This window comes from Streptomyces sp. JK94, assembly GCF_053613315.1.
On record NZ_JBSICH010000011.1, the window covers coordinates 256,354 to 269,180 of the forward strand.

Annotated in this window: 6 protein-coding genes; 5 read left to right on the top strand and 1 reads right to left on the bottom strand. The window is 75.5% G+C overall.

The window, feature by feature from the left end:
* Positions 1 to 121: 121 nt before the first annotated feature.
* Positions 122 to 1,849 (bottom strand): serine/threonine-protein kinase, encoded by a 1,728-nt coding sequence (locus tag ACVV2G_RS11700; protein WP_453842582.1) that lies wholly within the window; start codon positions 1,847 to 1,849, stop codon positions 122 to 124.
* 439 nt (positions 1,850 to 2,288) lie between these two features.
* Between ACVV2G_RS11700 and ACVV2G_RS11705 the strand changes: the two genes are divergently transcribed.
* The 5 genes from ACVV2G_RS11705 (at position 2,289) to ACVV2G_RS11725 (ending at position 12,761) form a co-directional block, all read left to right on the top strand.
* Positions 2,289 to 6,221, top strand: a complete 3,933-nt coding sequence (locus tag ACVV2G_RS11705; RefSeq protein ID WP_453842583.1) for an FHA domain-containing protein — start codon at positions 2,289 to 2,291, stop codon at positions 6,219 to 6,221.
* Positions 6,222 to 6,637: 416 nt separating this feature from the next.
* On the top strand, positions 6,638 to 8,053 hold the full coding sequence (locus tag ACVV2G_RS11710; protein WP_453842584.1) for an ABC transporter substrate-binding protein: 1,416 nt from the start codon (positions 6,638 to 6,640) through the stop codon (positions 8,051 to 8,053).
* A gap of 4 nt (positions 8,054 to 8,057) precedes the next feature.
* A complete protein-coding gene (locus tag ACVV2G_RS11715; protein WP_453842585.1) occupies positions 8,058 to 9,401 on the top strand; it encodes a carbohydrate ABC transporter permease in 1,344 nt (447 codons plus the stop codon).
* A complete protein-coding gene (locus ACVV2G_RS11720) occupies positions 9,398 to 10,315 on the top strand; it encodes a carbohydrate ABC transporter permease (protein WP_453842586.1) in 918 nt (305 codons plus the stop codon). The genes ACVV2G_RS11715 and ACVV2G_RS11720 overlap by 4 nt, the downstream gene beginning before the upstream one ends.
* Positions 10,316 to 10,499: 184 nt before the next feature.
* Positions 10,500 to 12,761 (top strand): bifunctional glycosyltransferase/CDP-glycerol:glycerophosphate glycerophosphotransferase, encoded by a 2,262-nt coding sequence (locus ACVV2G_RS11725; RefSeq protein ID WP_453842587.1) that lies wholly within the window; start codon positions 10,500 to 10,502, stop codon positions 12,759 to 12,761.
* Positions 12,762 to 12,827: the final 66 nt, after the last annotated feature.

Genomic DNA, 12,827 nt, shown 5'->3' on the forward strand with positions numbered 1-12,827 from the left:
TGCGCTTAAAAGTACGCGCCCGGGGAGCCGGCCCTCACGGCGGAGCCGGAAATCACCCGCCGGATGTCGACAAATCCCCAGACTCGCCGCCGGATTCGGGGGAAAGCGGCCCGTCGGCGGCTCAGCCGCCGGTCGACGTGCCGCCGCCGAGGTCCCCGATCCAGTCCGTGACGGTGGTGAACCAGTCGCTGAGCTGCTCCCAGTAGCCCTTGCCCGTGCCGATCCAGTCCTGCAGCGGGCTCAGCTCCCAGATCAGCCAGCCGGCCACGAACAGGATGACGAGCGTGAACAGGCATCCCTTGAGGCAGCCCAGCCCGGGGATGCGCATCGGGCTGGCGCTGCGCTGCCGCGGCGGCCGGGGCTCTCGCCGGGGCGGCCGGGGCTCGGGCGTGGGGGGCGGCGCGTAGCGCTGCGGCTGGGGGCGTTGAGGCTGCTGGGGCTGCTGCGGCTGCGGGGTGGCGTAGCGCGGCTGCTGTTGCTGCTGCTGCTGCTGCGGGTAGCCGTAGCCGGGCTGCTGGGGCGGCGGGCCCTGCGGAGCCTGGCGGGGCTGCTGCTGCGGGCGGGCCACCTGCCGCTGGGGGCGGCGACGCAGCGGGTCCTGGTTCGGGTCGAGGTACTGGACCTGCGTCTGCTCGTTGCGGTCGCGGGCGGCGCGGAGCTGGTTCTGCCAGGGGTGCGGGTCCTCGGGGCCGCCGGACGGCCCGCCCGGCTGCTGCCCCGGTCCGCCCGGCTGCCCCGGGGGCACCGGCGGCATGACGGCGGTCGGGTCGGCCGCGCCGCGGCTCGGGAGTACGGCGGTGGGGTCGGCGGCGCCCGACGGGCCGCCGGTCTGCGGCAGGACGCTGGTGGCGCCGTTCGGGTCGTGGGCGCCGTTCGGGTTCTGGGGCAGGACCTGCGTCGGGTCGGCGGAGCCGGGGGCGCCCGGGACCTGCGCGGGCGCCGGGTCGGGGGCGAGGAGGACGCCGACGTTCTCGGCGGCGCCGATCTGCGCGCTGCTGGAGTGCACGCCGATGCCGTCGGCGACGACGCGCAGGCCGCGGGCGAGGTTCTCGGCGCTGGGGCGCTCGTCGGGGTTCTTGCGCAGGCAGTGCTCGATGACCGTCCACAGCGGGTCGGGGACGGTGGAGGGACGGCGCGGTTCGGCGCTCAGGTGCTGGTGCAGCACCTCCAGGGCGGAGCCGCCGGCGAACGGGGGGCGGCCGGTGACCAGCTCGTACAGCAGGATGCCGGCGCCGTAGATGTCGACGGCGGAGGTCTGCGGGCGGCCCTCGGCGGACTCCGGCGCCACGTACGCGGGCGTGCCCACGAACTCGTGGGTGCGGGTGAGGCCGGGCGAGTCGGCGAGACGGGCGATGCCGAAGTCGGTGAGCATCGGGTGCATCTCGCCGCCGGTCTGCCGCAGCAGCACGTTGGCCGGCTTCAGGTCGCGGTGGACGACGCCGTCGTCGTGGCTGGCGGCGAGGGCGTCGGCGACCTGGGCCGTGAGCAGGGCTGCGGCGACCGGGGTGAACGGCCCGTTCTCGCGCAGGTAGCGGTGCAGGTCGGGACCCTCGACGAGGTCCATGACGAGCGCCAGCAGCTCACCCTCGACGACCAGGTCGCGGACCCGGACGATGTTGGGGTGGGTCAGCCGGAGCAGGACGGAGCGCTCCCGCAGGAAGCGCATCACGATGTCGGGATCGCTCGCGAGCTCCTCCTTGAGGACCTTGATCGCGACGGTCTCGCCGGGCTGCCCGGCCACGGCGGCCTCGGCACCCGCCGTCTCGCGCTGGCGGGCTCGCCAGACGGTGCCCGTGGCGCCGCGGCCGAGGGGCTCCTCGAGGAGGTACTTGCTGCCTACCGGCCGCACGTCATGCGCTCCCTGTTGCTTGCTGGCTGTTCCGACCCACTCTAGTGCCGCGGTACGGGCGCCGGGCTGTCGTCGCCCTCCCGGTTGCCTCGGTCCGCGGGTGCGTCCCGCGAGCCGCCCGCCGCCCGGCCAGGTACGTGTTCGAAGGGAAGACGCTCGACCCGGTCCCTTGGTTGCCGGACCCGGGCGTGACCGATCTCAAGCGGGCGTCGTTCGATCACCGCCATGACACCTGCCAGGCACTTTTGCGGGCAGAGCCGACCAATCAAGATCATTTGGCGGCGGGACGCGGGCGCGTTGTCAGTGGCAGGTGCGAGGATGCGTGCAGTACTGGCCGACGTGCTCGTGTGCGGTGGGGGAAGTCCGCGGTGGGGGACCGTGGTGAACGGCTTCTGCTCCCCGGCGCGCGGGCGCCCGCGCGAAGGGACCGCTGACGGCGATGCAGATCCGGCTGACCGTCGTAGACCCGCTGGGCCCGCACGCATCGGTGGGGGGCCGCGTCGCGAGCTGCGACGTGCTGGTCACCGCACCGGTCGGCACGGCCCTGGCCGCGGTCTCCTCCGCGCTGGCCGCCGTGCTCCCCGGCGGCGAGGGCCAGGGCTCCGGCCAGGTGGTGCTCTACGCGGGCGCGCAGCGGCTCGACGCCCAGCGCAGTACTCTGGGCGAGCCTCCGCTGACGGACGGCGCCGTGCTCTGCCTCGGCGCCCCGGGCGAGCCCGACCCGCACACCGAGCCGGCCGACGTCCCGGCCCAGCTGCACGTGGTCGCCGGCCCCGACGCGGGCGGCGTGCACCTGCTGCACGGCGGTCAGGTCCGGCTCGGCCGCTCCGCCGAGGCGGACGTCGCGCTGGACGACCCGGACGTCTCCCGGATGCACTGCGCCGTGACCGTCGCCGCCGACGGCCGGGTCGCGGTCGCCGACCTCGGCTCCACCAACGGCACCACCCTGGACGGCACCCGCGTGGGCGACCGCCCGGTCCGCTTCGCGCCGGGGGCGCTGCTGCGCATCGGCGAGTCGGCCCTGCGGCTCGTGCCGGTCACCCCGGCGACCCAGGAGCGGGTGCCCACGACGTCGGACGGGGAGGGACACGTGCGGCTGACGGGTGCGCGGACGTCTCCGCCCGGCGGCGGGGACGACGTGGTGCACACCCGCGTGGCGGACGCGGTGGCGGGCCACGACGCGGCGGGAAGCGACCCGGCACACACGGCGAGCAGGGCCGACGGCCCGGCACACACCGGCGGTACGGCGAGCGGTCCCGCACACACCGGCGGTACGGCCGGCGGCCCCGGACACACGGGCAGTAGGGCAGGCGGCCCTGCGCGCACAGGCGGCACGGCCGGCGGCCCGACGCGCACGGAGACTCCGGCGGACGGCCCCGCCCGCGCGGGCGGGGATGCGCACGGCCCCCGGCGTCCCGCCGGTGCCACGGACGGCGGCTCCCGCACGCCCGGACGGAGCGCGCCCGCGGCCGGCCGGACGGACGGCCCGCCGTCCACCGCCGGCCGGCCGGCCGGGCTCCCGCGCATGCCCGGTGCACCGGACGGCTCCCCGCGCACCGCCGCCGCGCCGGACGCCCCCGCGCCCGGGGCCGGCACCGAGGGCCGGGGCCGTTCCGCCGGGCCGACCCACCACGCCTACGGCACGGCGGGGTACGGCGCCGCCGCGGGCCCCGGCGGGGCGCCGGACGAGTCGCCCCAGGTGCCCGGTCAGGGAGGCGCACCCCGCATCGAGAGCCACGGAACCGGCCTCGCGGCGGGGCCGCGCCGGCCGTTTTCCGTCGGAGACGACACGCACGGCGGCGGGTCCGGACCGGGCCCCCTCGGAGCGGGGGCTCCCGGCGCGGCCTCCTCCGGCGAGACCGCGCACCCCGAGGGCGCCCCCCACCGGGACGGCGGTGCCGGACGCAAGGGAACGCCGCTGCGGGGCACCGAGGTGCCCCAGGGCGTGCGCCGGCGCGGGGGGCTCGGCGCGTGGGCACGGCGGCTGACCGGCGGGCGCGGCGGCGCACCGGACGCCCCCGGGCCCGGCGCCCACGCGCACGACGGGGAGACGGCCCGGCCGGCGCCGGCGGCCCCGACCGGCACCTCGCGCGCACCGGAGACCTGGCCGGACCCCGCCTCGCTGCTGCTGACGGCGCTCGGACCGGGCCCCCGGCTGTGGGAGCGGGGCCCGGGCCACCCGGAGGCGCTCACCGTGCGGCTCGGTACGGCCGACCGGGTGGCGCCCGGCGGCGAGGCGCCGCTGCCCGCCGTCCCGGTCACCGCCGGACTGCGCGAGGTGGGGGCGCTCGGCCTGGCCGGCCCGCGGGCGCGGCTCGCCGGGCTGGCCCGCGCGGTGCTGGCCCAGCTCGCCGCGCTGCACTCCCCCGACGTCCTGGAGATCGTCCTGATCAGCGCGGACCGCTCCCGTCCGCTCGCGGAGCGGACCGATGAGTGGGCCTGGCTGGGCTGGCTGCCGCAGCTGCGCCCGGGGCACGGCCAGGACTGCCGCCTGCTGCTCGCCCACGACCGCGAGCAGGCCGCGGCACGCGCGGGCGAACTCCTCCGCCGCCTGGAGGACCACCTGACCGACACCCGTTCCGGCACCCGGCCCCCGGTCCGCTCCGGCAGCGGCAACGGCAACGGCGACGGCAACAGCTCCGGCACGATCCCGGCCCAGCCGACGGCCCTCGCGCAGGACGTACGGCAGACCGGCCCGGCGGCAGCGGCGGGCACCGCCCGGCAGCCCTCCTGGGCACGGCCCGACGACGGCGCCGACCCGGCCGGCGGCTTCCCCGGGCCGTACACGGTGGTCGTCGTGGACGGGGACCCCGGAGGCGCGGACGTGCGCGAGGCGGTGACGCGGCTGGCCCTGGAGGGGCCACGGGCCGGCATCCACGTGGTGTGTCTCGCCGAGACGGCCGCCGCCTCCCCGACCTCCCCGGTGACGGAGACCTACGAGGCGGCCTGCGCGGTGTCGCCGGTGTTCCGGCAGTGCGGTGCCGTGGCGCTGCTCAGCGGCGACGTGGCGACGGCCCTGCGGCTGCTGCGCGTCGCGCGCACGGGCGCCTTCCCGGGCGCCCCGGGCGCCGCGTCCGTCCCCGCCGGCCCGGTCGGGAACGGCACCCTCGGCACGGTGGACGCGGTCTCCCTCGCCTGGGCCGAGCGGTTCGCACGCGCCCTGGCACCGCTGCGCACCGACGGCCCGGCCGGCGAGCGGCACGCGCGCGTGTCCGCGCCACTGCCCCAGGCGGCCCGGCTCCTCGACGAGCTGGGTCTCGCCCGCGCCACCCCCGCCTCCCTGATGGCCCGGTGGGCGGACGCGGCCGACGACACGCAGGCCCTCGGCGGACGCGCGCACGCCGTGCTCGGCGCCGGACCGCGCGGCCCGGTCACGGCCGACCTCGGCGCCGAGGGCCCGCACCTGTTGATCGAGGGCCCGCCGGGGAGCGGCCGTACCGAGCTGCTGCGGGCGCTGGTCGCCTCCCTCGCCTCCGCCGAACGCCCCGACCGCCTCGGTCTCGTCCTGGTGGACGGCCGGGACAGCGTGGGCGCGGGCGGCGGCCACGGCGAGGGGCTGCGGGTCTGTACGGACGTACCGCACGTCACCACGCATCTCACCGCCAACGATCCCGTCCGGATGCGGGAGTTCGCGCAGTCCCTGAGTGCCGAGCTGAAGCGGCGCGCCGAGCTGCTCGGGCGGTCGGACTTCGCGGAATGGCACACCGGGCGCGAGGTGTCGGGCCGGCTGGTCGCCCAGCGCGCTCCGGCGGGCGGGAGCGGGCCGGCGGTGCCGGGGGCGGGGGACATCGAGTCCCCGCCCAGTTCCACGCTGCGGCTGCGGCCGGGCGCGGCCCGGCGCCGGGCGGGGGCCGTACCGCCGCTGCCCCGCCTCGTCGTGGTCGTGGACGACCTCGACGCCCTCGTCACTCCCCCGCTCGGCTCGCCCGGGCGGCCCGCGGCGGGGTCGGTGACGCGGGCGCTGGAGGCCGTCGCGCGGGAGGGCGAGCGGCTCGGCGTACACCTGGTGGCCGCCACCGCGCCCGGGGGCCGTACCTCCCGGACGGAGCCGTCGCTGCGCGCCACGTTGCGGGTCACCCTGGACGCGCCGGTGCCCGGACCGGACGAGCCGGCGCCGGGCCGGGGGCGGCTGGTCCGCCCGGACGGCCAGGCCGTGGTGTTCCAGGGCGGCCGGGTCACGGGACGCATCCCGCGGACGGCGACCCTGCGGCCCACGGTGGTCCCGCTGGAGTGGCACCGCATGGGCGACCCGCCCACCCGGCGCCCCGTGCGGGAACTGGGCAACGGACCGACGGATCTCGCGTTGCTGGCCAGCGCGCTGGAGCGGGCGGCGCGGGAGGTGGCGGCGGCGGAGGTGCCGTGGCTGCTGTGACGGCCCCGGCCGGTCCACCCGGTCCACCCGTCCCGGTCGTCCGCCGACGGGCGGTCCGAGGACGCGGCCGTCCCGGACCCGGGTGGGCGGCCCGGGGGCGTCCGCCCGCAATCCCGCCCGCCTTCAAGCCCCCCGCCCTCAAGCCCGCCCGCCTCAATCCCGCCCACCCCCGCCTCCCACTCCCCCACACCCGACACCACCCACCTCCCACTCCCCCACACCCGACGCCACCCGCCTCCCACGCCCGCCACGGCCCGCGCCCGACACCACCCGCCCGGCGCCCGGTGCTGGTCACGACGCGGTCACGATCCCCCGCTTGACAGCGGAGGCGCTCTTGCCGCCCTCACCCCCCTGGCGTACACCAGAGCGCACGGGACAGCGCCGAACGTGCGACGAGGACGAAGAACGGGGCAGGGATGCGCACGAGCAGCACCATCCGGACACGCAAGAGCGTCAAGAGGGCCACGGACCGAGCCACCAAGAGGACCACCCGGGCCGCCGCCGCCCTCGCCGCGGGAGCCCTCGCGCTCTCACTCACCGCCTGCGGCGACGACGACAACGGCGGCGGGGACAACGGCAGTCAGGGCGGCGACAAGGAGACGGCCGCCACGGTCACCCTCCCCCAGCTGGACGGCGAGAGCCTGGAGGTCGCCGCCGTCTGGACCGGTGCCGAGCAGGAGAACTTCAAGAAGGTCCTCGACGAGTTCGAGAAACGCACCGGCGCCGAGGTGACCTTCGTGCCCGCCCAGGACCCGATCATCAACTTCCTCGGCTCGAAGATCGCGGGCGGCGCCCCGCCGGACGTGGTGATGCTCCCGCAGCCGGGAGCCATCAAGCAGGCCGTCGACAAGGGCTGGGCAAAGCCGCTGGGCGCGGAGGCCACCAAGGAGCTGACGGAGAACTACTCACAGGGCTGGCAGGACATCGGCAAGGTCGGCGACCAGCAGTACGGCGTCTACTACAAGGCCGCGAACAAGTCCCTGATCTGGTACAACGCCCAGGTCTTCGAGAACGCGGGCGCGGCCGAGCCCAAGACGTGGGACGAGCTGCTCACCGCCGCCCGGACGGTCTACGACTCGGGCGTCACGCCGTTCTCCGTCGGCGGCGCGGACGGCTGGACCCTCACCGACTGGTTCGAGAACGTCTACCTCTCGCAGGCGGGCCCGGAGAAGTACGACCAACTGGCCAAGCACGAGATCAAGTGGACCGACCCGTCCGTGAAGGAGGCGCTGACCACCCTCGCCGAGATCTGGGGCGAGAAGGACTACGTCGCGGGCGGCGCGGCCGGCGCGCTGCAGACCGAGTTCCCCGCCTCCGTGACGCAGACCTTCACCGGCGGCGACCAGCCCAAGGCGGGCATGGTCTACGAGGGCGACTTCGTGCAGGTCAACATCGGTGAGACGGACGCGGAGGTCGGCACCGACGCGAAGGTGTTCCCGTTCCCGGCCGTCGGCGACACCGCGCCGGTGGTCTCCGGCGGCGACGCGGCCGTGATCCTGGAGGACTCGAAGGCGGCGCAGGCGCTGGCCACCTGGCTGGCCTCCCCGGACGCGGCGACGATCCAGGCGAAGCTGGGCGGCTACCTCTCGCCGAACAAGAACGTGGACGCGTCGGCGTACCCGAACGACGTGCAGAAGAAGATCGCCGAGGCCCTCGTCGCGGCCGGCGACGACTTCCGCTTCGACATGTCGGACCAGGCCCCGCAGGCCTTCGGCGGGACGCCCGGCAAGGGTGAGTGGAAGGCGCTCCAGGACTTCCTGAAGAACCCGGAGGACGTCGCCGGCGCCCAGGCGAAGCTGGAGGCGGACGCGGCCGCCGCCTACGGAGGCTGACGCGATGACGTCGGCCACGGCGGCGGGGGCCTCACCGGGCCCTGCCGCCCCCAAGCGCAAGAGCGTGACCGGCACCCGCAAGGCCGTGGCGGCCCTGTTCCTGCTGCCCGCCCTGGTGCTGCTCGGCGCGCTCGTGGTCTACCCGATCGGGTACTCGCTGATCCGCAGCTTCTACGACCAGTCCGGCGACTCCTTCGCCGGAATCGACAACTACCGGGCGCTGTTCACCGACGACGGCATCCGCACCGCCCTGAAGAACAACGTCATCTGGGTGGTGTTCGCGCCGACGGTCGCCACCGCGCTCGGACTGATCTTCGCGGTGCTGACCGAACGGGTGCGCTGGGGCACGGCGTTCAAGCTGGTCGTCTTCATGCCGATGGCGATCTCCATGCTGGCGGCGGGCATCATCTTCCGCCTGGTGTACGACCAGGACCCGGACAAGGGCGTCGCGAACGCGGTGTGGGTCGGGGTGCACGACACCTTCGCCGAGTCGTCCGCGTTCCCCAAGGCGCACCCGGGCCGCGAGTCGCCGCTGGAACCGGCCGGCGGGGGCGCGTTCGTCACCAGGGAGCCGGTGCGGGCGGGGCAGACCGTCGTCCTCCCCCTCGTCGGCGTCGCCCCCGACCTGATGCCCGAGGGCGCGAAGGAGGCCGCGCCCGCCGAGCCGCAGGACGGGAGGATCACCGGCACCACCTGGCAGGACTTCACCCGCGGCAAGGGCGTCGGGACACTGAACGGCGTCGACGCCGCCGAACTGGGCTACGCGGGGATGAAGGTCGAGGCGGTGAAGGACGGCGAGGTCGTCGCCTCGGCCACGGCGGCCGGCGACGGCACCTTCACGCTGCCCGCCGCGGCCGACGGCGCGCGGCTCAGACTCCCCGCCGACAACTTCGAGGAGCCCTACAACGGCCTGAACTGGCTCGGCCCCTCCCTCGTCACCCCGGCCATCATCGGGTCGTACGTGTGGATGTGGGCGGGCTTCGCGATGGTGCTGATCGCGGCGGGGCTGGCCGGCGTCCCCCGGGAACTGCTCGAGGCCGCCCGGGTCGACGGCGCCAACGAGTGGCAGGTCTTCCGGCGGATCACGGTCCCGCTCCTGGCGCCGGTCCTCGCGGTCGTGGCGGTCACCCTGATGATCAACGTCCTGAAGGTCTTCGACCTCGTCTTCATCATCGCCCCCGGCTCCTCCCAGGACGACGCGAACGTGCTCGCCCTGGAGCTGTACCGCAAGGGCTTCGCCTCGGACCAGCCGGGCATCGCCAGCGCCATCGCGGTGTTCCTGCTGCTCCTGGTCATCCCGGTGATGTGGTTCAACGTACGGCGGCTCAGGCGGGAGGTGCGGCGATGACCACGGACGCGGGTTCCCCCACCAAGGCGGCGCCGACGCCGTCCGCGAAGCCGCCCGGGGCCGGGCCGTCGCTGGGGTCCCGGCTCGCCGAGGGGGTCGGCGGCGGGCTGCTGCGGGTGTTCCTGATCGTGGTGGGCCTGTTCTGGCTGGTCCCGACGATCGGTCTGCTGCTGTCCTCGCTGCGCACGCCCCGGGACATGGCGGCGAGCGGCTGGTGGGAGGTGTTCACCAAGCCGTCCCAGCTGACCTTCCAGAGCTACGAGAAGCTGCTGGAGAACGGTGACATCACCGCCTCCCTGTTCAACACCGTACTGATCACGGTCCCGGCGACGGTCCTGGTCGTGGTCATCGGGTCGCTTGCGGGCTACGCGTTCGCGTGGATGGACTTCCCGGGCCGCGACTGGTGGTTCCTGGCCGTGGTCGGGCTGCTGGTCGTCCCGGTCCAGGTCGCGCTGATCCCGATCGCCGAACTCTTCGGCGCACTCGGGCTGTTCGGCTCGGTCGTCGGCGTGATCCTCTTCCACGTCGGCTTCGGTCTGCCCTTCGCGGTGTTCCTGCTGCGGAACTTCTTCGCGGAGATCCCCAGGGAACTGCTGGAGGCGGCCCGGCTCGACGGCGCGGGTGAACTGCGGCTGTTCGTCCGGGTCGTGATGCCGCTGGGCGGACCCGCGATCGCGAGCCTCGGCATCTTCCAGTTCCTGTGGGTGTGGAACGACATGCTGGTCGCGCTGATCTTCTCGGACTCCGGGAGCCAGCCGATCACGGTCGCCCTGCAGACACAGGTACGGCAGTTCGGCAACAACATCGACGTCCTGGCACCGGGAGCGTTCATCTCCATGGTGATCCCGCTGGCCGTGTTCTTCGCCTTCCAGCGGCAGTTCGTCTCCGGCGTGATGGCGGGCGCCGTCAAGTAGGCGCCGACGCATCACCCTTGAGGGGGCGGGCCGTTCACCGGCCCGCCCTTCCTTCGTACGGGGTGTTCACCGGTGCGCGGGTCCCCCGAATGCGGCGGGGGCCGTAACCAAGTCGCCCCGCCGGCCGTTCCCGGGCCGAACGCCCGCGCCGACCCGGCCGGCCCCGCCGACCCATGGATGCCCCGTGCCCCGGTTCAGTGTCATCGTCCCCGCGTACCTGGTTCAGGCGTATCTGCACGAGTGCCTGGAATCGGTGTTGTCGCAGTCGTACCCGGACCTCGAACTGATCGTGGTCGACGACTGCTCGCCGGACGCCTGCGGAGCGATCGCCGACGAGTTCGCGGCCCGGGACGCCCGCGTCCGCGCCGTGCACCTGCCCGGGAACCAGGGCCTGGGACCCGCCCGGAACGCCGGGACGGAGCGGGCGGCCGGCGACTACCTGGTCTTCCTCGACGGCGACGACACCCTGACCCCGGACGCGCTCAGGGCGATCGCGGACCGGATCAAGGAGACCGGCGAGCCGGACGTCCTGGTCTACGACTACGCGCGGACGTACCTGCCGGGCGAGGCGGTCCGCAACCAGGCCGCCCGGCACCTCACCGAGCAGGGCCCGGCACCGTTCCGGCTCACCGACCGGCCGGGGCTGCTGAACCTGCTGATGGTGGCCTGGAACAAGACGGTGCGGCGGGAGTTCACCGAGCGCGAGGGCTTCTCCTTCCCGCCCGGTTACTACGAGGACACCCCGTGGACCTACCCGGTCCTGATGACGGCGGAGACCATCGCCACCCTGGACCGGGTCTGCGTCCACTACCGGCAGCGCCGGCGGGGCAGCATCCTGGGCACGCCGAGCGAGCGGCACCTGGACGTCTTCGCGCAGTACGACCGTGTCTTCGCGTTCCTGGAGTCGGACCCGGAGCTGGCCCGCTGGCGGCCGGTGCTGTTCCGCCGCATGGCCGACCACCTGACGACGGTCTTCACCCGCCCCGACCGCCTCCCGCGCTCCCTGCGCGCCGAGTTCCTGCGCCGGGCCCGGGTCCACTGCCGCCGCTACCACGTCCCCGGCGCCCCCGCGCCGCTGCCCGTGCGGCTGCGCCACGCCCTGCTCCGGCTGGGCCTGCGCCGCACCTACGGGGCCCTGCGGCTGGTGTCGGCCGTGCGCCGCCGGACGGCGCGGGGCACGGCCAGGTCGCTGCGCGCCGCGCGGACCGTCGCCCTGCGCCTGCACTACCGCGTCCAGCGCCGGCTCCCCCTGCGCGCCGACCGCGCCGTCTTCGCGGCCCACGGCGGCCGGGGGCACGGCTGCAACCCGGGCGCGCTGGAGGAGGCGTTCCGCGACTTCGCGCCGCACGTGCGCACGGCGTGGGCCGCCGACCCCGCCCACCACCACACGATCCCGCCCGGCCCGCGCCGCCTGACCCCCGGCACCGCCGCCTACTGGACGGCACTGGCCCGCTCCCGGTACGTGGTGCACAACACCGGCTTCGACGCCGGCCTGGTCAAGCGGAAGGGGCAGGTGCTGATCCAGACGCAGGCCGGCACGCCCCTCAAGCACATGGGCCTGGACCTCCGCGAACGCCCGGCCGCCGCGCAGGGCACCGACTTCTCCCGGCTGCTGCGCGACGCCGGGTCCTGGGACTACGTCGTCTCCGCCAACCGCCACTCCACGCTGACCTGGGAACGCGTCCACCCCGGCGGCTACACCACGCTGGAGTACGGCCAGCCCCGCACCGACGTCCTCCAGCGGGCGACCGCCGCGGACGTGGCCCGGCTGCGCGAGACCCTGGGCATCGCGCGGGGCACGGTCGCGATCCTGTACGCGCCGACCCACCGCGACTACCGGCGCACCCAGCGCACCGCCCTGGACCTGGAGCGCGTCCTCACCCGCCTCGGCCCCCGCTTCATGGTGCTGGCCCGCGCCCATCCCCGCCACGGCGGCCCGCTCGCCGGGACCGGGGGCCGCGTCCTCGACGTCAGCGACCACCCGAGCGTGGAGTCGCTCTGCCTGGCCTCGGACGCGCTCGTCACCGACTACTCGGCACTGATGTTCGACTACGCGGGTCTGGACCGGCCGATCGTGATCCACGCCGACGAGCCGGAGGCCTACGAGGCGGCCCGCGGCACCTACTTCGACCTGCGCGACCTCCCGCCGGGCGCGATCGCGCGGGACGAGGACGAGCTGATCGGCATCTTCGCCGACGGCCACTGGTGCGGCTCGCGGTCGGCGCAGCTCAGGGCGGCTTTCCGGGAGCGGTTCTGCCCGTACGACGACGGCCGCGCCGCCGAACGCGTCGTACGCCGTGTGGTGCTCGGCGAGACGGACCTGCCGCCCGTCGTGCCGCCGGCCGCGCGCCGCCCCGTCCCCTCCGCCGCCGCGGGCCTCGCCCGCCCCCCGCTGGCCACGGTGCCGCAACCCGCCGGGCCCCGCACCGTCACCGACAGCCTCTGAACGCCGTTTGTCCACCGGGAGTCCGTACGCCCCGCGGCACGTCGCGGGCCGCCGTGCGGCCGACGG